Consider the following 21352-nt stretch of genomic DNA (forward strand, 5'->3'; position numbering starts at 1 on the left):
ATCGAGGCTAGGAAAGCAAGGTTATCCGACTTCGGTTTTTAGTCGGCGGCCGGGTTCATAGGGTTGGGCGGGGCGTTGGAAGCAGGCTCCGCTGACGCGGGTAAAGATGGTGCGGACGTGTCGGAATCCCTGTCGCCGGTAGTAGCTGTGTAGTCGTGGGTTTGTGGTCCATGCGTCGAGGCGTAGCCAGGTGAGGCCGGCGTCGTAGGCTCTGCCGGCGGCCCAATCGAGCAGTTCGGTGCCGATGCCGTCGCCGGCGCGTTCAAGCGGGAGCATCATCTTCGCGGCGTAGAGCGCGTCTGCTGGGTCGTCCTCGGTGTACCAGAGGGCTTCGGGGTCGCAGTCCGGTTTCCAGAGCCCGTCGACGTCGACGTAGGCGGTGAGGGTGATGGTGGCGGCCGGGGTTTCACCGTCGAAGACCATCCAGGTCTGCCCGGCGGAGACGGTCGCGGCGACGGCAGACCGGGGTAGTGGGATTGACCACTGGTCTTCTCCCCGGGCTGCGAGCCATGCCTCTCGTTCGCGTCGCCAGCTCATGATGACGTCGACGTCGCTGAGCTGTGCGGGACGGATGATCATTGGCGACGCTGACGCGTACAGGCTGGCCGGTGGTGCAGCCGGCTCGCCGGCACGGTGTCTGCCACTGCGGGTAGTTCGTCCGCAGGTTGCGGTCAGAGCTGGCGGAACTCGCCCTTTTCTGCGCCGTCGAGGAAACAGTCCCACTCCTCGGGGGTGAAGACGAGGACCGGACCGTCCGGGTTCTTGGAGTCGCGTAGGGCGTACGCATGACCCAGGTTGGCGACCTCGACGCAGCCACCGTTCGCGGATGACTTCCTGCTCTTGCGCCAGACGGCAGTGCTGAGGTCGAGGTCGGGGGTCACGTGCTGCTCCTCGTCGGTCAACCCGTGGCGCGGGTCAGGGCGGTGATCAGCTTGGCGCTCTCGGGTGGGCTGAGCGCGGCGGCGGTGATGTGGTTGTACGCCAGGTTACACCGGCGCAGGTCCGCGTCACGTTCGAGATAGAGGCCGCCAGCCTGGCCTTCCACGTAGACGACGGGGGAGTGGATGTCCTCCTCGAAGTCGAAGATCGTGAAGGCGCCGAGCTCGCCGGGGTAGCTGCCGTGGCTGTACGGGACGACCTGGAGGGTGAGCCACGGAGCGTCCTTGACAGTGTCGAGGATGTGGGTGAGCTGGGCGCGCATGACGTCGGTGCCGCCGACCCGGCGGTGCAGGACCGCTTCGTCGAGGATGATCCAGGTCTGCGGCGGGTCCGCGAAGAGCCGCTCCTGGCGGGCGCGGCGGATCTGCACCTGCCGTTCGACCTCTTCGACGGGCGCGTTCGGCAGATGCGTCGAGACGATCGCGCGAGTGTAGTCCTCGGTCTGCAGGAGCCCGTGGACCATCAGCGGCTCGAAGACGCGGATGCTGGTCGCCGAGGACTCCAGGCTGAGGAAGGTCGCGAACTGCTGGGGCACCATGCCGAACTTGGACCACCAGCCGCGCTCCTTGCCGCGCTTCTGAAGCTCGATCATGTCGTTGCGGGCGGCCTCGTCGGTGACGCCGTACATATCGAGCATGACCAGCAGTTCGGCGCGGTTGGTGCCGACGTAGCCGGCCTCGACCTTCTTGATCTTCGACTCGGAGCAGCCGAGTTTGTCGGCGACGTCTGCCTCGGTGAGGTTGGCGGCGCGGCGTAGGCGGGTGAGCTCCTCGCCGAGCTGCCAGCGCGGGATGGTTGGACCGACGACCTTGGGCACGTCTGCCTCCACAGTGGGTGAGGTGGATTCCGCCATCTTGGACCATCCATGGCTGTCGGCGCAACCAGGCTAGCGCGATCCATCTTGATCATTAAGGCCGACCGATCGAGATGGTCTCAAGATTTTTCCATGGAAGAATTGACGGACCAGATTCGGCGTGCCACTGTCGATCCAAGCGAGTTACTGGATCGCGACGATCTGTGATCTTCAGTCCTCTGTGCCGGTGGCACCCGTTCCGTCGCCGGTCGACCTCGTGCACCCGTAGGAGTCCTTCGATGCCTTCGCTGCGCTCTGACCTGCCCGAAGACGGCCAACCGGTCGGGGAACCCGAGCGTGGCGAGACGTCCGACCGGTGGCCGCTGCGTGGGGTCCTGGTGTGCGCGGCGTGTGGGCGACGGATGCAGCCGTTGCGGACCGCTGACGGTGGTCGGGCGTACCGGGGGCCATGTGGCTGCCGGCTGAGCCCGGTCGACGCGGGTCGGATCGAGCGGCTCGTCGGCCTGTCCATCGCCCGCCGCCGCCCCGACCTGGCCGCCGCGTCGCCGCCGCGCACCGACGCCGAGGTGATCGGCGAGGCCATCGAACAGGTGTACGTCGGTGCCGACGCCGACGACCTGCTGATCGTCTGGCGTACCTGAGCCGCCGCCCGTCGCCGCTGCCGGGGTGGGCGTGGCGGCGGGCGGCGTTCCACACCCCTTGTCTGCGCACGTTGCCGAGGAGTCTGCCGAATGTCCACGTACCCGCTGGCTGACGACCTGTTCCGGATGGCCCACCATCGGCTGCACGGCCGACCGCTGCTGCACCCCCGGGCGCTCGGCCACGGCCTGGCCGCCGCGTTGCTGGCCGAACTGCTCTACCCGCAACGGATCGCGGTGCGGCACGGACTGGTCGTCGTCGGCGCGACCGTCGCCCCGCCCGACGACCTGGTGCACGGCATCCTCGCCCAGATCAGCGCCGCGCCGACCCCGCAACCGGTGAAGACCTGGGTGGGTCTGCTCAGCGAGACCGCTGCCCGGCAGGTCGCCACCCGGCTGGCCCGTGCCGGCCACGTACGCCGGGAAGTGACCCGGCGTCGTCTCGTCGGCTCCGGTGAACGGTGGGTGCCGACCGACATGAACACCGCCGGCTGGCCCGCCGCCCGGCTGGCCAGCGCGCTGCGCGCCCGCCGCCGTCTCGACTTCACCGATCAGGGGTTGGCCGCGTTGACCTGGGCCTGCGGCCTCGACCGGCACATCCTCAACGGTGCACCGCCGCACGCCTACGACGACCTGCGCACCCTCGCCGACCACGGCTGGCCGCCGATCGTCGACCTGGCCCGGCAGAGCCGCGCGGCACTGGGTCGCACCGTCGCCGCCCACCGTGGCTGATCCGGCGGCGGCTCCGGTGACGACCGACCGGCTCGACCCGACCTGCTACCCGCTCGCCGGCCTGATCCGGTGCGCCGACTGCCGCACCCCGATGGATCCGGCCGTCCGTGCCCGGACCCGCGTCTACCGCTGCGCCGGCGCCTGCCGCAACGAGATCGACGCCCTGCACGCCGAAACCCTGATGTGGGACCGGGTCGCTGTCCGGCACCCGCATCTGGCCCGGCCCCACCTGCCGGTCGAGCGGCGGCGTGAGGTCTTCGCGGCCGTGCTGACCATCGTGTCCGCCCGAGGCCCCTCCGGCTGGCTGTCCCTGCGTACCACCTGGACCGACCCGACCCCCACCCGTGACGCCCGGCCGGCGCCCACGGCCCACAAGCCCCGAGTCCGGACGCCGCCCCCTATTGAGCTGGGGTCGGGCCGGTGGCGGCAACCACCGGTCCGACCCCGTCCGCACCCTGACGAGTGAAGGGCAGACGATCATGGACATCTGCGCGTTGACCAGCGCCGCGTTGCTCGGGTTCCTGGCGGGGCTGTTCTCGTTCCGGGTCAAGAGCCGCTGGTGCCCCAGATGCGGCGAGCTGACCACCGCTCCACCGCCACCGCCACCGCCGCCGTGCGACCCCGGCGCGGGCGGGCACAGGTGACGAGGCCGTGCGGCCCGACGCCGGGGCGGCACGCCACCGCGTCCACGCGTGGCGCGGACTACGCTGCGAGAGCTCCGCGACGGTGGCGGAGCCGGCGAGTCTGGACAACGGCATCGGACGGAGGAGGCGACGACGTGCTGCTACGGGACGTACGGCTGGATGACGTCGACGCGTACCGGCGGATGCGCTGCGACCCGGTGATGATGGCCGAGCTCGGCGGCCCGCTGCCGGTCGACGGCATCGCGGCCAAGGTCGAGCGGGACGTCCGCGCGGTGGCGGCCGACGTCCACTGGATCAAGATGATCGTCCCTGACCCGGCCGATCCCGGCACGGTTGCCGGGTCCGTGGCTTTGTGGCCCAACGACGTCGACGGCACCCTGGAATCCGAGATCGGGTGGATGGTGCTACCCGAGTTCCAACGGCGCGGGCTGGCCAAACAGGCCACCCGTACGATGCTGGAGCTGGCCCGCGACGACGGCCGCTGGGGCAGGGTGCACGCGCACCCGGCGGTGACCAACGCGGCGTCCAACGCGGTCTGCCGGGCCCTCGGGTTCACCCTGCTCGGCGAGACCAGTGTGACGTTCGCCGACCGCGTCCTGCGCTCGAACCGTTGGATGATCGACACCGCTCGGCGACCGACTCAGGCGGAACCGGCTGGCGCCGGGTTCGAGTCCGGAGGCGCGCCTGAAGACGTGTCCGGAAAGTTACCCGGATCCGGGTGAAACCGGGTGCCGGGCCCGGACGTCATGGGTACGTCGATGAAAAGCGACGGCGGCCGGGCGGGCCCGATGTCCTCCCACGTCGAGGCAGCCGCCGACGCGGTGAGGGGTGATCATGATGGTGACGCGTCGATGGCTGGCCGCAGGTGCCGGACTGGCCCTGCTGGCCGGCGGCATCGCGGGGTGCGGCACCGGCACACCGTCCGACGACGGCGGCATCCTGACGGCCGGGCCGGGATCCGCGTCGGCGACCGCGACGAGTGCCGCGACCACGGACCCGACCGGCTCCCCGCCGCCGGAGTCGACGGTGCCCGGCGACTTCCCGGAGGTGTTGTCCGGCTCGCGCCAGGTCACCATCGTGCGGACCGCCGCGTTCGAGTCGGGCCTGTCGCTGACCGACGACGGGGAGCTGGTCGAGGTCGACGGCGACGAGGGCCGGCAACTGTTCGTGCCGATCCCGCTGGACGGGCGGCTGTTCCTGATCGAGGCGTACTACAGCGACAGTGACACCGCCGGTGACCCGGCCTGCTGGCGGGTGCGCAACCCGGGCAACGGCCAGTCGCTGTCGGTCGAGGCCGCCGCCTGCGACGCCGGCGACCCCCGCCAGCGGTTCGACATCCGCGTGCCGGTGACTGGCGGCACGGACCCTGCCGGCGCGGACTCCGACGGCACCGCCGCCGGCAGCGACGCCGACACGTTCGTGATCAGCAACAGCTGGGCCTACCTGCGGCATTCGTCGCGGTCCGGGCTGATCCTGGAGGAGCAGGGCGACGGCTCGCCGCCGCCGGACACCTTCCGGTTCACCGACAACGGGCCGGCCCCGACGCGGTAGCCGCGGGCAGCCCGACGAGATGGTCGAAGTCCCGACGAGACGATCGAGACCGGATGCGTGACGCCGACGAGTTCGACGCCTTCTACGCGGCGTCGGCCCAGCGGGTGCTGGGACATCTGTACGTGGTGATCGGCAGCAGCGCCGAGGCCGAGGACGCGGTCGCGGAGGCGTACGCCCGCGCCTGGGACCGCTGGTCGTCGGTGCGCGAGTGCGACAGTCCGGAAGCCTGGGTACGGACGGTGGCGTACCGGATCGCGGTCAGCGCCTGGCGCAAGGCGGTGAACCGGCTGCGGGCCCACCGCCGCGACGCCGTCGCGCAGCAGGTAGACGCGGTGTCGGTCGACCACGTGGCGCTCGTCGACGCGCTGCGCCGGATCGGCGTCAACCAGCGCCGGGTGATCGTGCTGCACCATCTGGTCGGGCTCAGCGTGGCCGAGATCGCCGCCGAGACCGGCACCAGCGCCAACACCGTCAAGACCTGGCTCGCCAGGGGCCGCAAGGCGCTGGCAGCGCACCTGAGCGACGGGGCCGGCAGCGACCGGCAGGGCACGGACGACGGCGATCGGCAGGCCACGACCGGCGGCGGGGGGCAGAACTATGCGGTCTGACCAGCATCTCGACGCGGCGCTGCAGGACATGGCCGAGTACGCCGAGCGGTCCGGGCGGCTCGCCCCGGTCGCCGACATCCGCCGTCGGGGGGAGGCGTTGCGCCGCCGTCGGCACGTCGCCGCCGCCGCGCTGGGGGTCGTGCTGGTCGGTGCGGTCGGCGTCGGGATCGCCGCGATCCAGTACACCCGGGCGGCGCCGCCGCTGCCGGCGGGCCCGGCCACCCCGACCCCGGCCCCGACCCCGAGCCCGTCGGCCGGTCCGCCGACCTCCGCGCCGACCTCCGCGCCGACGTCCGCGCCGACCTCCGCGCCGACGTCCGGGCCGACGTCCGGGCCGACGTCCGGGGCTACCTCCGCGCCGGCCGGTGGCGATCCGCTGCTGGCCGGCGACCGCCAGGTCGCGATCATCCGTACCGACGCGTTCGAGTCGGCGGTGTCGCTGCTCGACGACGGCCGGCTCGGCGAGGTCGACGGGGTCGAGGGCCGCCGGCTGTTCGTGATCGAGCCGCATGGCCAGGACACCTACCGGGTACGGGCGGCCGAGCCGAACCCCGACGGGTCCGACGCCTGCTGGGAGGTCAGGTCGTCGGGCAGCGATCCGCTGACCGTCGTGGCGGCGGTCTGCTCGGCCACCGAGGGGCGCCAGCGGTTCTCGATCGTCGCGGCCGGGGACTCCGACGGCGAGCCGCGGTACGCGATCAGCAGCGCCGGAGCCTTCCTGCAACACTCCAGCAGCCGTGGCCTGATCCTCGAAGAATTGGGGGACGCGACGCTGACGACGTACTTCCGGTTCGTCGACAACGGCCCGGCGCCGAGGTGACGCCGCTCGCGTCGCGCCTGCCCGACCCTGCCCTGGTTGATTGCTGTCATTATGCGCTTTCGTGCGGACGTCGGGTTCAGTGCATGATCGAATTGCCGTCGTGTTTCCCGTGGGACGGGCCGAATAGTCGATCTTGACTGGCTGTGGGCGAGTCAAATATCGGGGTCAGCGGCCGTATCCGGGTCCATCGGTCGTTTCAGAAGATCGTTTTTCGTTGTCGGAGGACGAACCGGTCCGGCGGGGTTGGTAACCTGCGTGAAAAAGTGTCATGTACGCGACATTTATTGGATCAAGAGGTGATGTCTAACGTGGATCGGTGATCGGGACCAGTGCCTCGGCGCAGACCAGGCTTCCTTCCTTGACCGGGCTTCGATTCGTCGCGGCATTCGTGGTCTTCGGCTTCCATCTCGGCGCGGCCGGCATCGCTGACCAGGGCGTTCTCGGAACGGTGACAAATCTGATCTTCTCTCAGGGCGCGACCGGTGTATCGTTCTTCTTCATTCTGAGTGGATTCGTGCTCACCTGGTCAGCTCGATCGAGCGACACGAGACAACGTTTCTGGCGTCGTCGGTACGCCAAGATCTATCCGAACCACGTGGTGACCTGGGCTGCGGCGTTCCTCATGGCGATAGCGGCAGGCAAGAGCGTCAGCGCGGCCGAGGCGGTACCGAACCTGCTGTTGCTTCAGGCGTGGGCGTCTGACGAGCGCGTCTACTACTCGATGAACGTCGTCAGCTGGTCGCTGGCCTGTGAAGCTTTCTTCTACCTGCTCTTTCCCTGGCTATACCGGGCACTGACCGGGATCGCCGGGCGCATGCTCTGGCCGGCTGTCGCAGCCACGTTCGCCGCCATCTGGGCGGTCCCGGCGGCGGTGCAGCTCCTGCCGGCCGAACAGCACTACTGGACGATCTGGGTCTTTCCGGTGGCCCGGTTGCCCGAGTTCGTGGCCGGCATGCTCCTCGCCCGCATAGTGCGTGACGGCCGCTTCCCGTCGATCGGGATCTGGCCGCCCGTCGTGCTCGTGGTGGTGACGTACATTTGCTGCCGGTGGCTGCCGGAGGACATCCGGATCGTGGCCGCGACCGCGATCCCGTTCGCGATTCTCATCGCGGCGGTCGGCGCGGCCGACGCCGCCGGCCGCCCGACGCCGTGGCGGGCCCGCTGGCTGGTCTGGCTCGGCGAGGTGTCGTTCGCCTTCTACCTGGTGCACTATCTCGCGCTACGCTTCGTCGGCTGGCTCGTCGGCAAGGACAACCCGGTACCGGTCGAGGCTGTGCTGGCGGTGGCCACGCTCGGCCTGGCCATCGTCGCGAGCTGGCTGCTCTACCGCCTGGTGGAACGACCTGCCATGCGGCTGCTCGGCGGGGCACCTCGGCTACGGGCCGCACCGTCGTCCGCACTGGGAATGCCCTCCGGCTCCCGGTGGTTGTATCCGAGACATCAGCGAGACCATCCCGAGCGTCAGGAACACCATCCCGCCTGAGCTTATCGGCCGGCTTGGTCGGCCTGGGTGGGAATGTCATGGGGGAACAGTTATGTCCCCGTTCACGGAGTCCGGCACCTGACGGTAGCGGTGTCCGGATCCCCGTACCCCTCGGAACGGAGATTGCCTGTATGACCACGATCATCCGAAAATCCGCACTGTCCGTCACCGGCCTGCTGGTTGCCGGTGGCGTAGTGGTCGGCGGCGTGCTGGCCGGCTCGGCCGGTGCCGCCCGCGCGGCGTCCGAGACGCCGGACACCGCCGGCCGGGTGCTGGACACCCAGTACGAGCGGCAGCCGAACTTCTACTACTGCGGGCCGGCCGCGACCCGGATCGCGTTGACCGCGCAGGGGCACATCCTGTCGCAGGACGAGGTGGCCAGCAAGCTGGGCACGACCGAGGCCGGGACCGATTCGGCCGAGGACACCACCCGGGTGCTCAACGAGCTCACCGGGGACGACGCGTACCAGACCACGGCGATCGAGGCGCCCATGGCCGACCCTACGCAAATCGACCGGCTGCGCGACGACGTGCGCGTGGCCGTCGACGACGAACGGGCCGTGGTGGCCAACATCATCGGTACGGCGACCGACGTCGACGGCCGGGTCCACTCGTACCCGGGTGGGCACTACGTGACCGTCGTCGGTTACGGCGAGGACGGCGACGCGGTGAAGATCGCCGACCCGGCGTACCCGGCAGCGGAGTACTGGACGTCCACCGAGACGCTGGCGCACTGGATCGCCACCCGCGGCTACTCCCACTGAGACAGCTGGGGCTGAGGCGAGCCACCGTCCCACCGAGACGACGGACCGTCCTGCTGGCCGGGGTTCGCGCGTACGCGCGAACCCCGGCCAGCGCCGTTTCCACCAGGGAAGTGCAGCCGCGCCTCCGGTCAGCCGTCGACGGTGAGGTTCGCGGCGGAGAACAGTGACTCCTCCACGTTGTCCAGGGCCAGCCGTACGCCGCCGAGCGCGACGGCGGTGTCACCCAGCTCGGAGATCTGCAGCCGGGGAACGACGAGGGTACGTGGTCGCAGGTGCCGTTCGACCGCCGCCAGCAGCACCGGGCCGCCCCGGGAGACGCCCCCGCCGATGATGACCAGATCCGGATCGAGCAGGAGGAACAGCGGAGCGAGGCCACGGGCGAACCGGGCCGCGACGGTGTCCACGACCGACAGCGCGGTCTCGTCGCCGTCGGCGGCGCACCGGAAGATCGGCGACACGTCCAGCGGGTCGGTCCGGGCGGCCAGCAGCTCGCGTAGCGGTGTCCGGCGGCGGCGCGCCGCCGCCTCGGCTAAGGCCGCGATGGCGGTGGCCCCGACGGCCGACTCCATCGGCCCCATCCGGTCGGTGGACAGCCGCGTCGGCTTCTCGTCGAGATCGAAGAAGCCGATCTCGCCGGCTGAGAAGGCGTTGCCCCGGTGCAGCCGTCCGCCGATCATCAGGCCCGCGCCGAGCCTGGTTCCCCAGTGTACGAAGGCCAGCGTCCCGTCCGGATGACCGGTACGGCGCCAGTGCTCGGCCAGCACCGCGAGGTTGACGTCGTTGTCGATCAGCACCGGGCAGGCGAAGCGGTCCGCGAGGTCGGCGCCGAGCCGGTTCCCGGCCCAACCGGGGATGCTGGGCGCGATCAGCACCTCGCCGTTGGCTACCAGGCCGGGAGTGCCGACGCCGATGGCCACCACCGACCTGGCCGGCACGCCGGCCTGGGCGAGGGCGGCCTCGGTCACCGCGAGCACGTCGGTGGCCAGCTGGTCGCCCTGGTGGTCGCCGTCGATCTCGTGTCGTGCCTGGGCGAGGACCGTTCCGGCGAGGTCGGCGACGATCGCCATCGTCTTGTGCGGCCCGACGTCCACACCCACCAGATGGCCGGCCTCGGCCCGGAACCGCACCTGTTGCGCCGGCCGGCCGATGCGTCGGGCGCCCGGTCGGGCCTCGTTGCGCGCGATCTCGATCCACCCGGCGCGGTCCAGCGACGCGACGGCCTGAGTGACGGTCGGCCGGGTGAGGCCGGTCGCGTCCACAAGGTCCGTCAGCGTCGCCTGACCGGCGGCGCGTACAGCGGCGAGCACCGTGGCGGCGTTGAGGCGTCGCAGCACGTGTGGGCCGCTACCGCTTGACGTGTCCTCCATGGCACGGCATAGTACCGCATTAATAAAGCAAGCTCCTTTAGTAAATCTCTTCTTCTTCCCTCCGGCTTCCGCCAACCCACCCTCCATCGAGGAGACCGATGAAGAGGCGAACCTTCTCGTTGCTCGCCGCCGCGTGCGCGGCGGCGCTCACCCTCACCGCATGCGGCAGCGGCGCCGACGCCGACGCCGATGGCGAGGTCACGTCGATCAAGCTCGTGGCCGCCGAGTACTCCAAGTCCAACACCGCGGCGTTCTGGTCCCAGTTCGCCGACAAGTACGAGGCGAAGACCGGCATCCAGCTGGACGTGCAGGTGGTCAGCTGGAACGACATCGACCAGCAGTCCAGCACGATGATCCAGAACGGCAGCCCGCCGGACATCCTCAACCTCAACGCCTACGCCAGCTACGCCGCCGACGACCTGCTGTACCACGCGGACGAGGTGCTGTCCCCGGCGGTGCGCGAGGACCTGCTGGACGCCTTCGTCGACAGCGGCACGTACGACGGCAAGCTCTACGGCATGCCCGACCTGGCCTCGGCGCGGGCCCTGTTCTACAACAAGACCCTGTTCGCGCAGGCCGGCATCGCCGAACCGCCGACCACCTGGCCGGAGTTCGCCGAGGCGGCCAGGAAGCTCACCGCCCTCGGCGACGGGGTCGTCGGCTACGCCCAGCCACTGGGCCCGGAGGAGGCGCAGGCGGAGTTCTCGATCTGGCTGTTCAACAACGGCGGCGAATGGAAGTCCGACGGCACCTGGGTGATCAACTCACCGGCCAACGTCGAGACGCTGCGCTTCCTGCGCCAACTGGCCGTCGAGGACAAGGTCACCCAGAACAATCCGGCCCGAACCAACCGCACCGACGGCGCGTTCGCGCTGTTCCGCTCCGGCAAGGCCGGCATGGTCGTCGGCTTCTCGCCGCTGGCCGCCGACCTCGACCAGGACGGCACCGTCGAGTACGGCGTCGCGCCGATGCCGACGAACACCGGCGGCGAACCCCAGACCTACGGCGTCACCGACTACCTGATGGCCTTCAAACGCCCCGGCAACCAGGACGCCGTCACCGCGTTCTACGACCTCTACTACTCGCCGGAGGAGGTCAACACGTTCATCCGGGACGAAGGCTTCCTGCCGGTCACCGAGTCCGGCCTGGCGGAGTTCGGCGACGACCCGGCGCTGGCGGTGTACCTCGACACGCTGCCCAACGTGCGCCTGACCCCCACCGACGACCCGCACTGGGACAAGGTCAAACTCGCGGTCCAGCAGAACCTGGGCAAGGCCGTCACCCCGGACGGCGACCCGCAGCAGGTCCTTGACGAACTGCAGAAGTTCGCCGAGTCGGGCGCCTGAGTTGGCAGTGGACAACATGGCCGGCACCGCGGTGACCCATCGGGGTGCCGGACCACTCCCACCCGTACCGACCCGACGCCCGACCCGACGCCCGACGCGACGCCCGGCACGGCGGGCGCGCCGCGGACGCGACCCGCGCTGGGCCACCCTGGCCTGGCTCGGCCCCGCCGTACTGCTGATCCTCGGGGTCGTCGTCTACCCGGTCATCGCCCTGGTGCGCGCGTCGTTCGAACGCTACTCGCTCACCGGGCTGAGCAAGGGACCGGCGGGCACCGGCAACTACCAGGCCGTGCTGGGCCATCCGGCACTCGGCGGGGTGCTGACCAACACCGCCGTGTGGGTGCTGACGGTCGTCGCGTCCACCCTGCTGGTCGGTCTCGCGGTCGCGCAGCTGCTGTCGAAGGAGTTCGCCGGCCGCCGCCTCGTCCGCTGGGCGCTGATCGTGCCCTGGGCCGCGTCACTGGTGATCACGGCCCAACTGTTCACCCTGCTCTACGACTACTACCACGGCATCGTCAACACGGTGCTGCTGCGGCTCGGCGTCGTCGACACCCCCGTCGACTTCCTCGGTGACGACCGGTGGGCGATGCCGTCCATGATCCTGGTCGGGGTCTTCGTGTCGGTGCCGTTCACCGTCTACGTCCTGCTCGCCGGCCTGAACTCGATCCCGGGCGAGGTCTACGAGGCGGCCCGGATGGACGGTGCCGGTGCCTGGCGGACCTACCGGGCGATCACCCTGCCGCTGCTGCGACCGGCTGTCCTGGTGGCCACGCTGCTCAACGTCATCTACGTCTTCAACTCGTTCCCGATCGTCTACACACTCACCAACCGCAGCCCCGGCTTCGTCCACGACACCAGCATCACCTTCATGTACAAGCTGGCCTTTCGCAGCGCCGAACGCGACGTGGGCATGTCGGCCGCCGCCGGAGTCTGCAACGTACTGCTCATCCTCGTCGTCGTCGCCATCTATCTGCGCCTGGTCAAGTGGGGAGAAGAGCAGCCGTCATGACCACGCTCACCCTGCGCCGGCCCACTCTCGGCCGACTGCTGCTGCCACTGTGCGGCGTCGCGGTCGCCGTCGTGTCCCTCGGCCCGTTCGCCGTCATGGCTCTCGACGCGGTACGGCCCAACGAGGAGATCCTCGCCTCGCCGGCGACCTTCCTGCCCGACCGGTGGCAGTGGTCCACCTTCCCGAGGGTGCTGTCCGACGAGCGGTTCCTGAACTGGTTCAAGACCTCGGTGCTGGTCGCCGTCGCGTCCACCGCCATCGTGCTGCTCATCGCCGTTCCCGCCGCGTACTACACCGCGCGGGCCCGGTTCGTCGGCCGAAAGTCGTTCCTGCTGCTGGTGCTCGTCACGCAGATGTTCTCGCCGACCTCGCTGGTGGTCGGGATCTACCGGGAGTTCTTCGAACTCGGGCTGGTGAACACCTACCTGGCGATCATCCTGACCAACGCCGCGTTCAACCTCGCCTTCGCGATCTGGATCCTGCACGGCTTCTTCGCCGCGATCCCGACCGAGGTGGAGGAAGCGGCCCAGCTCGACGGTGCCGGCCGGGCCGGCACCCTGTGGCGCATCATGCTGCCCCTGGTCCGCCCGGCACTGGTCACCGCGACCGTCTTCACGTTCATCGCCGCGTGGAACGAGTACGTGGTCGCGCTGACCCTGATGCGCGACGACGCCAGGAAACCCCTGACGGTCGGCATCAGCTCCTTCGTCACCGGCTACGAGCAGCAGTGGAACAGCCTGCTGGCGGCCTCGGTGATCGCGATCGTACCGGTCGTACTGCTGTTCATATCGGTCGAGAAACACCTGGCCGGCGGCATGCTGGCCGGCTCGGTCAAATAGCCGGGCCAACTCGATGGGAGGAAAGCTGATGCTGAGACGGCGTAGGTGGTGGAGCGCGCCCCTGGCGGTGCTCGCCGCGCTGGCACTGATCGGGCCGGACGCGGCCGCCGCGACCGGTTGGCGGCCGGGAGGGCTGCCGCTCGGTCCCCGGGACCTGCCCGAACAGCGGGCCGTCACGAGACTGGCCCCTGGACTGACCCTGACCACCGTCACCCGGGGCCGACCGGATCCGGCCACCCAGTTCTGGACGATCGCGGTCAACATGCCGCTGGGCGAGGTACCGCCCGACCCCGATCCCGACGCCGACCAGGGCGCCCTCGGCACCCTGGCCAAGGCGCAGGAGGTCGCCGCGCAGATCAGCGCGCACCCAGCGGTGGCCGCCGCCCTGGCGGCCCGGGGCTGGCAGCCGCGCGTCGAGCCGGTCGACTACGTCGAACCGCTCGTCGACTACCCCGGCGGGCTGATCGGATACACCCTGCGCATCGGACAGTTCACCACCAGACCCACCACCGCCGACCCGGTGTACGCGGCACTGGTCGCCGCGAACTTCAAGGTGTTCGCGGTGCACACCGGTCAGGACGGCCGGCCGGACAGCACCGGCCCGTGGGTCGTGCGGTACCTGACCGTCGACCCCTGGACCTTCCGCGGAACGATCAGGACCTCGGTGGGAGAGTACGTCTCCGGCCGGGAGACGACGAGCGACATCGCCCGCGCCGCCGGCGCCCTCTACGCCGTCAACGGCGGCTTCTTCACCATCAACCCCGCCGACGGTACGCCCGGTGTGCCCGCCGGGCTGACCGTGCTCGACGGCGAACCGGTCACCGCGGCCACCAACGGCCGCGTCGCGCTGATCCTCGGCGACAACGGCCGGGACACCCGGGTGGCGCAGCTGTCCAGCAGGTACCAGATCCGGTTCCGGCCGCGGCCGGGCGGCTGGCCCGCCGGTCACGGCCACCGGCCCGCCCTTCAGGGCCACCAGCCCGCCTTTCACGGTCCCCAGGCCGGCCGGTGGTTCACCGTCGACGGACTCAACCGGCCGCCGGGCGTGATCCGCAACTGCGGCGGCGTCGGCGGCGACCACCCGACCCAGCGGCCCGCGATGGACTTCACCTGCACCGACCCCGACGAGCTCGTCGTGCTCACCCCGCGGTTCGGCGCCGAGTCGCCGACCGGCGCGGGAGTCGAAGCGGTCGTCGACGCGGCCGGTCGGGTGCTCACCATCCGGCCGCGTACCGGTCAGCCGGTGCCGGCCGGGGCCAGCGTCGTGCAGGCGACCGGCACCGCCGCCAGCTGGCTCGCGGCCACCGCCGTACCCGGCTCGACCATGTCGGTCGAGACGACCACGGTGGACAGCTACGGCCGCGCCGTGCGCCTGGGCCGGGGAGACTCCGTCGTCAACGGCGGCCCGCAGCTGCTGTCGCACGGGCGGCTCGCGGTCGACCCGGAGCAGGACGGGCTGCTGCACGAGAGCCCCGCGTTGGGGCTGCCCGACTCCGCCCTCGGTGCCTCGTTCGGCTACAACTGGTTCGTCCGCAACCATCCCCGTACCGGGGTGGGTGTCGACCGCCACGGCCGGTTGCTCATCGTGCAGGCCGACGGCCGGCAGGAGCGGCACAGTCAGGGGCTGACCATCGCCGAGTTCGCCACGGTGATGCACGCGCTCGGCGCCGTCGACGCGATCAACCTCGACGGCGGCGGCTCCTCGGCCACCGTCGTCGACGGCACGCTGATCAGCTCGCCGTCCGACACCGACGGCCAGGGCCAGCCCGTTGAACGGCCGGTGGGCGACGCGTTGCTCATCACCCGGTAGGACGCTCCGCCGCCACCGCCGGCCCGTCCGTCGGCAGCCGCGAACACCGCCGACGGACGGGCCGGGCCAGGCCGGCGACCGCATCGCCGGTCGCCACGACCTTCCTGGGACGACCCGAGGACGGAGCACGACATGCTCGACCAGCTTCGCCACCGACCAGCCGACGAGCTCCGTCACCGACCAGCCGACCAGCTTCGGCAGAGACCAGCCGACCAGCTTCGGCGCGGGCCAGCCGAGCGGCTGCCCCCGGCGACCAGCGCGCGCCGTGGCCGGGTCGGACATCGCCAACTGCTCGACGCCATCGCCGCCTCGGTCCCGTCCGACCGACTGCCCGAGGTGGAGACCGCGACCGTCACCCGGCTGCTGCGGGCCGTGCCGTGGTACGAACGCAGCGACCTGGTCAGCCTGGTCGCCACCTACTATCCGGCGCTGGCGATGCGGACCGCGCGGGTCATCAGCCAGCGGACCCCCGACATCCGGGTGGTCAACCGGGCCCGCCGGCCGGGCCGCGACACCCGGACGTGCTTCGAGCTGCTCCTGCCCGCCGCCACCCTGACCGAGCTCACGGTCTGGCTCCGCGAGCAGTGGGAGCTCGTCGGGCGCCGGGTCGGGCCGTACGCGCGGCACGACCGGCGGGTGGCGGCGGCGCGCACCATGTGGCGGGCCGCCCTGCTGGTGTCCAGCAGCGACCGGCGTCGCTCCCAGCTGCGCGTGCGGGTCCCGGAACCGATGGTGATGCGGACCCTCGGCAACGCCGCCGCCGCGCTGGGCGTCCAGGTCACCGAGAACCGCTGCCGGAGCACGTACCACTTCGTCACCGTCGACGACCCGGCGCACTCGGTCCGGCTGCTGCGCGCGGTCGGGGCCGGCACGCACGCCGAGGCCTGGGTCGCCACCCGGTTGTAGGCCGCAGGCGTACATCCCCGAGAGCTACCGCGCGGTCGGCCGGCTGACCTGTGCCTGCCGCGGCGGGTCACCGTCGCGGTGGTGGGTCGGGCTGGGCCGGACGTGACCCATGCCCATCGCGGTCCGGTCCCCGAACCCGGCGTACGTGGCGAACGCCGCCAGGGCGTCGATCGCCCGCCGCGCGTCGCCGGGCACGGCCGCCGCCTCGGCCAACTGGTACGTCACCGAGCCGACCGTGCCCCGGCGGAACCGGTGCTCCGGGTTGCGCTGATGCGGCTCCACCAGGTGCGTCACCATCCGCAACCGGGCGTCGACCACCTCCAGATGGTCGGCGACCGCTGTCGTCGCCGACGACGGCAACGCCACCTCACCGGCGAACGCGTCCCAGCGGTGGGTCAGGTTGCCGAACACCCGTTCCGCGTCCGGCCAGGGGCGCTGGCGGCGGGCACCGTCCCCGCGCCCGGTGGCGAACCCGACCGGTGTCAACAGGTCGTACGCCCAGGTGGTGGCGGTCGGGTCGGCGCCGGTGGCCAACTCGGCGTACGACACCGCGTGCACCGAGAGGTCGACGGTGCGGTAGCGGGTCTGCGCGATCTGATGCCCGGCGGCGGCGTGCAGCGCGGCGAGCACCGGGGCGGCGTACGCGTCGACCAGCAGGCCGACCACGATCCGGGCCGGCTGCCCCGGCGCCGACGGTGCCCGGCCCTGCTCGTCGAGGACCGGGCTGAGGGTGAACGGCTTGTACCGGGGACTGTCGTGCAACGTCCTGGCGAGGGCCGGGTCGACGGCGTCGACCGCCTTGAGGAACGCGGCGTTGACCGCCGGGCCGGTGTGCGGTGGCGGGATCGCCGTGGCGGCGGTCGGCACCAGGGAGACGACGATTCGGGTCGGCATCGGGCCGGCGTACCCCTTCGGTCTGGTGTGGTCGGTGGTCGCGCCCCACTCAACCAGACCGGCGCCAGCGGGCCGGGGAGTCCGCTAGAGTCGTCTGCTGACTGGACATTCGCATGGATCGCCGGTGTGGGGCTTCTGCCGAATCGGCCCTGCTGGCAGACTGTTGGCCTGACGCAAACCTGTTCGCTGATCACGTCAGCCGGCTGATCATGGAAGGTCGTCGCTTGCCATGAAGGTTCATCAGTTTGCCCAAAAGGCGTTCATTTTTCGCGGCGATCACGTATTGGTGGCTCAGAAGACCGTCGATGATCCGAACAATCCAGAGTGCTGGGAGGTCCCCGGCGGCCGGATGATCTTCGGAGAGGATGTCGACGCGCACATTCGTCGCGAGGTGCGCGAAGAAACCGGCTTGGACGTCGTCCCGGGAGAACCGTTCTACATCTGGCAGTGGATCATGAATGGTGATGTCTCCGATGATCAGGTACAGGTGGTCGCGGTCGCCCGTGAGTGTCAGGCGACAGTCGGACAGCTTACGATCGCTGGGCAGACACACGACGACCACCTGGGCGACCTGCGTTGGATCCCGATAGACGAACTGCTCGATCTCAACCTGATTCCGTCGCTGCGTCCCGCCGCCTGCGTTTTCGTCGCCCGCCGTGCCGCCTCCCGTTAAGACTTTCACATTGAAATCCGATCAGCTGGCCGTGCGGGTGCGCCACGGTCGGCCCGAAATGATCCCCTTGACATTCGAAGCCGAATACCGCCTGAACGAATGGACCAGCCAACATCTGTTCGGTCCGGGCAGCCAGCGCCGCGAGAAGATCAACGATCCGATCCTGCGACTGATCGACCAGTCGTCCCGTGTGGTCATCGGTGTAGAGGAAGACGTCATGGCAACCGGACATCGGGTATCGCCATTGGTTGAAGAATCCACCAATGGAAATTTGCTAGGGAGGAGCAGCACGTCGTAGCCGGCCGCCGGAACCTCGGCCGCTGGAGGGCAGAACGGGCAGCCCTGGGCGCGTCGGATCCGGTCAGCGAGGTCGACCTGAGCCCTACTGCCCGACCTGCTGGGCACCTGAATGGTCCACTCTTCCTCCACGGGGTTCCACCAACCGGACGGCTGGTCTGCCGGCCCGCCGTCGCCGTCACGGAGGCCGTACGCACTCGACGCGAAATATCGCTCGTCGACCATACGGTTCAGCGTGTCATTCGGCGTCAACGGCACCAGATCCGGCAGCGATTCACCGCTGATCGAGTCGCGGTCGCGGACGGCGGGCAGGAGGTCTTCTGCGTGGGCCCCGTCAGGCCCACGCAGAAGACCGTGTCAGGGTCCGGTCAGGACGCGGTGCAGCTCAGGTCGGTCGGCGTCGAGCTGGGCCCGGAGCCGACGAACCCGAACGTGGTCGCGGCGTCCGGTGCCAGCGTCCCGTTGTACGGCTCGTTGCGTACCGTGTTGACGCCGCCGGACGTGGTCAGCCGCCCGTTCCACAGTGACGCGATCGACGCGCCGCTCGGGTTGGTCCAGGTGACCGTCCAGCCGGTGATCGCCGAGGCGCCGGTGTTGCGCAGCTGGACGCTGCCCTGGAAGCCACCCTGCCAGCTGCTGGTCACCGTGTACGTCGCGGTGCAGCCGTCGTCGCCGGTGCCGCCGTCGTCCGCCGCGGTGGTGACCGTGCGCGACGCCGACGCCGCCGAGACGTTGCCTGCGGCGTCACGGGCCCGGACGCTGAACGTGTAGGTCGTCTCGGCAGCCAGGCCGGAGACCGTGTACGTGGTGCCGGAGACCGTGGCGACCGGGGTGGCCGGGGCGCCGCCGGTCGAGCGCAGCACCTGGTACGAGGTGACGCCGACGTTGTCGGTCGACGCCGCCCAGGTCAACGTCACCGAGTCGGCGGTGACGTCGCTGGCGGCCGGTTGGCCGGGAGTGGTCGGCGCGGTGACGTCGTCGTCCCCGCCGCCGTCGCCGTAGCGTTCGGCGAGGTTCATGCCGGTGGTCGAGTCGACCCCGCCCAGGCGGACCTGGTGGTCCAGGCCGACGAACCTGCCGTCGTGCTGCCACAGCGCCGGCTTGAGTACCTCGGTGTACTTGACCTCGTCCCAGCTGGTCCAGTCGTCGAGCAGCAGGCCGCCGGTGTCGCCCGAGTTGGGGTTGAGGCACCAGAAGGTGTGGTGGATCCCGTAGTCGACCATCATGTCGCGGATCGCGTGCAGCCACTTGTCCTGCCGGGCGTCCTGGCCGTACCGGCCGCCCCACTCGCCGATCAGCAGCGGTGCGGTGTCATCCTCGTGGATGTAGAGCCAGTTGGGCCGCCACACGTCGTTGATCAGCGAGTTCTTGTCGAACTCGCCCTGGAACCACGGCTGCTCGTAGACCAGCGGGCCGTAGTCGTGCGGGGAGTAGACCAGCTGGTCCTGGTGGGCACCCAGGTCGACCGGGTGCGCGGCGACACCGCGCAGGTTTCCGCCCCACCAGTTGTAGAAGTAGTTCGGGCTGCGGTCCGGGTTGAGGTTGGGGGAGTCCCAGGTGGCGTGCGGGCGCGGGTAGACCTCGATGCCCTCGCAGAGGATCAGCAGGTTGGGGTTGATCGCCAGAATGCGCCGGCCGGCCGTCTCGCAGGCGTACTTGAAGTTGTCCTGGTCGGTCGACGAGTCCCACTTGGCCCGTTGCTGGTCGTTCGGGGTGCCGTGCGGCTCGTTCTCGATGTCCATCGCGACGATAGTGTCGTTGTCGCGGTAGCGTTCGGTGATCCACTCCCAGCCCTGGTAGAACAGCTCCGGGGTGATGGTGCCCTTGAACCACATCGGGTACGTGTGCCCGGAGTTGTCTGCCTCGGCGCTGTGCACGTCCAGCAGCACCTTCAACCCGTACTCCTCGCACAGGTCGAGCCAGTGGTCGAAGATCTGCAGGTTGTTCAGCCCGTCCAGCTCGGGGTTGACGTACGTGTTGACGTTGGGCCGGGCCAGCGGCTGGCCGGCCTTCCACTCCAGTAGCAGCTGGGTCGAGATCGGCACCCGGACGATGTTGATGCCGCGCTGCGCCATCGAGCGGGTGATCGTCTCGATGTTGGCCGACCACAGGCCGTGGAAGACCCGCTCGGAGGCGTTGTAGCCGAACCAGTTGGCCCCGGTGAGCCACACCTGGTTGCCGGCCTCGTCGACGATCGTGTTCCCGTCGGTGTGCAGCCAGTCGTTCGCCGGCACGGCCTGGGCGCCGATCGGCGCGTCGGCCTGGGTGGTTATCGATGCGTCAGCTGATGTCGGGGCAGCGGCAGCCGGTGGGGCGGCGGCGGCTGCTGCGGCGGTGGTCGGGACGGTGGCGACCGCCCCGAGGAGCAGGCAGGCCGCCGCTGTGGCGGCCCACCGTGTCCGTATCGACGGCATGTAGGTGCTCTCCTGTCGTGGGGTGTGCTGGTTCTGCTGGTTCTGCGGTTTCCGGGTTCGCTGGACCGTCATGGGAGCGCTTCCATCGACAGGTTACGACGTATCAAGGTCGTCATGGAAGGCTGCGGCCGTACGGTGCCAGTGTGGCAGCGTTTCGACTACGCCAACGGCACCCTGCGGATCACCGGCCCGAAGTCGCCCGCCTTCGACTTCTCCCGCCGGACCCGATCGGCCGAGGTGTCGATCCAGCTGCCCAGCGGTTCCCAGGTCTCCGCCGAACTGCAGCTGGGCGACGTCCGCTGTACCGGCCGGCTCGGGCAGTGCCGGGTCACGACCGCCGCCGGCAACGCCTGGCTCGGACTGACCGGCCCGCTGCGGGTGGACACCGCGGCCGGCCACGTCACCGTCGACGGCGTCACCGGCGACGTACGGGTGCGCGCGGCCAACGGTGACATCCGCGTCGAGCGGGCCGGTGCCGGCGTCGACGCGAAGACGTCCAACGGCAGCATTCGCCTCGGCGAGGTGGCGCGCGGCTCGGTCGTGCTCGGCACCGCCACGGGCAACCTGGACGTCGGCATCGCCGCCGGCATCGCCGCCTGGCTGGAAGTGAAGACCGACTTCGGGAAGGTCCACAACCTGCTGGAGACCGCCACCCGACCCGACGACGCCGACGAGACCGTCGAGGTACGCGGCCGCGTCTCCTACGGCGACATCACCATCCACCGCTCGTAGATGGCGTGGTTGACTTTTGTTATGCGCCTAACGTAACCTCGTCGCTGAGAACGGTTTTCGTTGCCGCCGAAG

24 protein-coding genes are annotated in these 21352 nt (G+C 70.2%); 18 read left to right on the forward strand and 6 right to left on the reverse strand.

The features are described 5' to 3' along the window. Positions 1-21: 21 nt before the first annotated feature. The 3 genes from ACN27F_RS29820 to ACN27F_RS29830 form a co-directional block, all read right to left on the reverse strand. The gene (locus tag ACN27F_RS29820; protein ID WP_421438796.1) at positions 22-423 is read right to left on the reverse strand and encodes a GNAT family N-acetyltransferase; all 402 of its coding nucleotides are present in this window, start codon (positions 421-423) and stop codon (positions 22-24) included. A gap of 248 nt (positions 424-671) precedes the next feature. Beyond that, positions 672-881: a DUF397 domain-containing protein gene (locus tag ACN27F_RS29825; protein ID WP_421438797.1), complete on the reverse strand. Its 210-nt coding sequence runs from the start codon at positions 879-881 to the stop codon at positions 672-674. Positions 882-898: 17 nt separating this feature from the next. Then, positions 899-1792 (reverse strand): helix-turn-helix domain-containing protein, encoded by an 894-nt coding sequence (locus ACN27F_RS29830; RefSeq protein WP_421438798.1) that lies wholly within the window; start codon positions 1790-1792, stop codon positions 899-901. 239 nt (positions 1793-2031) lie between these two features. Here ACN27F_RS29830 and ACN27F_RS29835 point away from each other — a divergent pair, with 239 nt between their 5' ends. The 10 genes from ACN27F_RS29835 to ACN27F_RS29880 all read left to right on the forward strand — a co-directional run bounded on the left by ACN27F_RS29835 (position 2032) and on the right by ACN27F_RS29880 (position 8993). Continuing rightward, positions 2032-2394 (forward strand): zinc ribbon domain-containing protein, encoded by a 363-nt coding sequence (locus tag ACN27F_RS29835; protein WP_421438799.1) that lies wholly within the window; start codon positions 2032-2034, stop codon positions 2392-2394. Positions 2395-2484: 90 nt separating this feature from the next. After that, positions 2485-3123 carry a GOLPH3/VPS74 family protein gene (locus tag ACN27F_RS29840; RefSeq protein ID WP_421438800.1) on the forward strand — a complete coding sequence of 213 codons (639 nt, stop codon included), beginning with the start codon at positions 2485-2487 and terminating at the stop codon, positions 3121-3123. Continuing rightward, a complete protein-coding gene (locus tag ACN27F_RS29845) occupies positions 3116-3589 on the forward strand; it encodes a zinc ribbon domain-containing protein (protein ID WP_421438801.1) in 474 nt (157 codons plus the stop codon). Before ACN27F_RS29840 ends, ACN27F_RS29845 begins: the two co-directional genes overlap by 8 nt. Before the next feature lie 13 nt (positions 3590-3602). Then, positions 3603-3767, forward strand: coding sequence for a hypothetical protein (locus tag ACN27F_RS29850; protein ID WP_421438802.1), 165 nt, complete (start codon positions 3603-3605; stop codon positions 3765-3767). 134 nt (positions 3768-3901) lie between these two features. Continuing rightward, positions 3902-4489, forward strand: coding sequence for a GNAT family N-acetyltransferase (locus ACN27F_RS29855; protein WP_421438803.1), 588 nt, complete (start codon positions 3902-3904; stop codon positions 4487-4489). Positions 4490-4604: 115 nt separating this feature from the next. Then, on the forward strand, positions 4605-5318 hold the full coding sequence (locus ACN27F_RS29860) for a hypothetical protein (RefSeq protein ID WP_421438804.1): 714 nt from the start codon (positions 4605-4607) through the stop codon (positions 5316-5318). A 53-nt stretch (positions 5319-5371) separates the two neighbouring features. Beyond that, on the forward strand, positions 5372-5926 hold the full coding sequence (locus ACN27F_RS29865; protein ID WP_421438805.1) for a sigma-70 family RNA polymerase sigma factor: 555 nt from the start codon (positions 5372-5374) through the stop codon (positions 5924-5926). Further along, positions 5916-6746: a PT domain-containing protein gene (locus ACN27F_RS29870; RefSeq protein WP_421438806.1), complete on the forward strand. Its 831-nt coding sequence runs from the start codon at positions 5916-5918 to the stop codon at positions 6744-6746. The genes ACN27F_RS29865 and ACN27F_RS29870 overlap by 11 nt, the downstream gene beginning before the upstream one ends. Positions 6747-7104: 358 nt before the next feature. Continuing rightward, positions 7105-8229 carry an acyltransferase family protein gene (locus ACN27F_RS29875; protein WP_421438807.1) on the forward strand — a complete coding sequence of 375 codons (1125 nt, stop codon included), beginning with the start codon at positions 7105-7107 and terminating at the stop codon, positions 8227-8229. A gap of 131 nt (positions 8230-8360) precedes the next feature. After that, the gene (locus tag ACN27F_RS29880) at positions 8361-8993 is read left to right on the forward strand and encodes a C39 family peptidase (protein WP_421438808.1); all 633 of its coding nucleotides are present in this window, start codon (positions 8361-8363) and stop codon (positions 8991-8993) included. Between the two features lie 128 nt (positions 8994-9121). Here the strand turns inward: ACN27F_RS29880 and ACN27F_RS29885 are convergent, their stop codons facing one another. Next, positions 9122-10360: an ROK family transcriptional regulator gene (locus tag ACN27F_RS29885; protein WP_421438809.1), complete on the reverse strand. Its 1239-nt coding sequence runs from the start codon at positions 10358-10360 to the stop codon at positions 9122-9124. 98 nt (positions 10361-10458) lie between these two features. Between ACN27F_RS29885 and ACN27F_RS29890 the strand changes: the two genes are divergently transcribed. The 5 genes from ACN27F_RS29890 (at position 10459) to ACN27F_RS29910 (ending at position 16270) form a co-directional block, all read left to right on the forward strand. Then, entirely contained in the window at positions 10459-11706 is a 1248-nt protein-coding gene (locus ACN27F_RS29890) for an extracellular solute-binding protein (protein ID WP_421438810.1), read from the forward strand. A 16-nt stretch (positions 11707-11722) separates the two neighbouring features. Continuing rightward, entirely contained in the window at positions 11723-12715 is a 993-nt protein-coding gene (locus tag ACN27F_RS29895) for a carbohydrate ABC transporter permease (protein ID WP_421438811.1), read from the forward strand. Beyond that, entirely contained in the window at positions 12712-13554 is an 843-nt protein-coding gene (locus tag ACN27F_RS29900) for a carbohydrate ABC transporter permease (RefSeq protein ID WP_421438812.1), read from the forward strand. Before ACN27F_RS29895 ends, ACN27F_RS29900 begins: the two co-directional genes overlap by 4 nt. A gap of 28 nt (positions 13555-13582) precedes the next feature. Continuing rightward, on the forward strand, positions 13583-15364 hold the full coding sequence (locus ACN27F_RS29905; protein WP_421438813.1) for a phosphodiester glycosidase family protein: 1782 nt from the start codon (positions 13583-13585) through the stop codon (positions 15362-15364). A 132-nt stretch (positions 15365-15496) separates the two neighbouring features. Continuing rightward, on the forward strand, positions 15497-16270 hold the full coding sequence (locus ACN27F_RS29910; protein ID WP_421438814.1) for a hypothetical protein: 774 nt from the start codon (positions 15497-15499) through the stop codon (positions 16268-16270). Between the two features lie 24 nt (positions 16271-16294). Here ACN27F_RS29910 and cas6 read toward each other — a convergent pair whose 3' ends face one another. Then, positions 16295-17164 (reverse strand): CRISPR system precrRNA processing endoribonuclease RAMP protein Cas6, encoded by an 870-nt coding sequence (cas6, locus tag ACN27F_RS29915; RefSeq protein ID WP_421438815.1) that lies wholly within the window; start codon positions 17162-17164, stop codon positions 16295-16297. Between the two features lie 229 nt (positions 17165-17393). Here cas6 and ACN27F_RS29920 point away from each other — a divergent pair, with 229 nt between their 5' ends. Further along, the gene (locus ACN27F_RS29920) at positions 17394-17837 is read left to right on the forward strand and encodes an NUDIX domain-containing protein (protein WP_421438816.1); all 444 of its coding nucleotides are present in this window, start codon (positions 17394-17396) and stop codon (positions 17835-17837) included. A 10-nt stretch (positions 17838-17847) separates the two neighbouring features. Further along, entirely contained in the window at positions 17848-18135 is a 288-nt protein-coding gene (locus tag ACN27F_RS29925; RefSeq protein WP_421438817.1) for a hypothetical protein, read from the forward strand. Between the two features lie 367 nt (positions 18136-18502). Here the strand turns inward: ACN27F_RS29925 and ACN27F_RS29930 are convergent, their stop codons facing one another. Then, complete coding sequence (locus ACN27F_RS29930; protein ID WP_421440542.1) at positions 18503-20548, reverse strand: cellulase family glycosylhydrolase; 2046 nt, start codon at positions 20546-20548, stop codon at positions 18503-18505. 114 nt (positions 20549-20662) lie between these two features. Between ACN27F_RS29930 and ACN27F_RS29935 the strand changes: the two genes are divergently transcribed. Beyond that, entirely contained in the window at positions 20663-21280 is a 618-nt protein-coding gene (locus ACN27F_RS29935; protein WP_421438818.1) for a DUF4097 family beta strand repeat-containing protein, read from the forward strand. Positions 21281-21352: the final 72 nt, after the last annotated feature.

The sequence above is a fragment of the Solwaraspora sp. WMMB335 genome (assembly GCF_049179075.1).
Taxonomy (GTDB): domain Bacteria; phylum Actinomycetota; class Actinomycetes; order Mycobacteriales; family Micromonosporaceae; genus Micromonospora_E.

Bases quoted from the DNA above. Each gene is read 5' to 3' on its own strand.
- ACN27F_RS29820 (WP_421438796.1), bottom strand. From the start codon at position 423: ATGGTCTTCGACGGTGAAACCCCGGCCGCCACCATCACCCTCACCGCC.
- ACN27F_RS29830 (WP_421438798.1), bottom strand. From the start codon at position 1,792: ATGGCGGAATCCACCTCACCCACTGTGGAGGCAGACGTGCCCAAGGTC.
- ACN27F_RS29835 (WP_421438799.1), top strand. From the start codon at position 2,032: ATGCCTTCGCTGCGCTCTGACCTGCCCGAAGACGGCCAACCGGTCGGG.
- ACN27F_RS29840 (WP_421438800.1), top strand. From the start codon at position 2,485: ATGTCCACGTACCCGCTGGCTGACGACCTGTTCCGGATGGCCCACCAT.
- ACN27F_RS29850 (WP_421438802.1), top strand. From the start codon at position 3,603: ATGGACATCTGCGCGTTGACCAGCGCCGCGTTGCTCGGGTTCCTGGCG.
- ACN27F_RS29860 (WP_421438804.1), top strand. From the start codon at position 4,605: ATGGTGACGCGTCGATGGCTGGCCGCAGGTGCCGGACTGGCCCTGCTG.
- ACN27F_RS29865 (WP_421438805.1), top strand. From the start codon at position 5,372: ATGCGTGACGCCGACGAGTTCGACGCCTTCTACGCGGCGTCGGCCCAG.
- ACN27F_RS29870 (WP_421438806.1), top strand. From the start codon at position 5,916: ATGCGGTCTGACCAGCATCTCGACGCGGCGCTGCAGGACATGGCCGAG.
- ACN27F_RS29880 (WP_421438808.1), top strand. From the start codon at position 8,361: ATGACCACGATCATCCGAAAATCCGCACTGTCCGTCACCGGCCTGCTG.
- ACN27F_RS29885 (WP_421438809.1), bottom strand. From the start codon at position 10,360: ATGGAGGACACGTCAAGCGGTAGCGGCCCACACGTGCTGCGACGCCTC.
- ACN27F_RS29890 (WP_421438810.1), top strand. From the start codon at position 10,459: ATGAAGAGGCGAACCTTCTCGTTGCTCGCCGCCGCGTGCGCGGCGGCG.
- ACN27F_RS29895 (WP_421438811.1), top strand. From the start codon at position 11,723: ATGGCCGGCACCGCGGTGACCCATCGGGGTGCCGGACCACTCCCACCC.
- ACN27F_RS29900 (WP_421438812.1), top strand. From the start codon at position 12,712: ATGACCACGCTCACCCTGCGCCGGCCCACTCTCGGCCGACTGCTGCTG.
- ACN27F_RS29905 (WP_421438813.1), top strand. From the start codon at position 13,583: ATGCTGAGACGGCGTAGGTGGTGGAGCGCGCCCCTGGCGGTGCTCGCC.
- ACN27F_RS29910 (WP_421438814.1), top strand. From the start codon at position 15,497: ATGCTCGACCAGCTTCGCCACCGACCAGCCGACGAGCTCCGTCACCGA.
- cas6 (WP_421438815.1), bottom strand. From the start codon at position 17,164: ATGCCGACCCGAATCGTCGTCTCCCTGGTGCCGACCGCCGCCACGGCG.
- ACN27F_RS29920 (WP_421438816.1), top strand. From the start codon at position 17,394: ATGAAGGTTCATCAGTTTGCCCAAAAGGCGTTCATTTTTCGCGGCGAT.
- ACN27F_RS29930 (WP_421440542.1), bottom strand. From the start codon at position 20,548: ATGCCGTCGATACGGACACGGTGGGCCGCCACAGCGGCGGCCTGCCTG.
- ACN27F_RS29935 (WP_421438818.1), top strand. From the start codon at position 20,663: ATGGAAGGCTGCGGCCGTACGGTGCCAGTGTGGCAGCGTTTCGACTAC.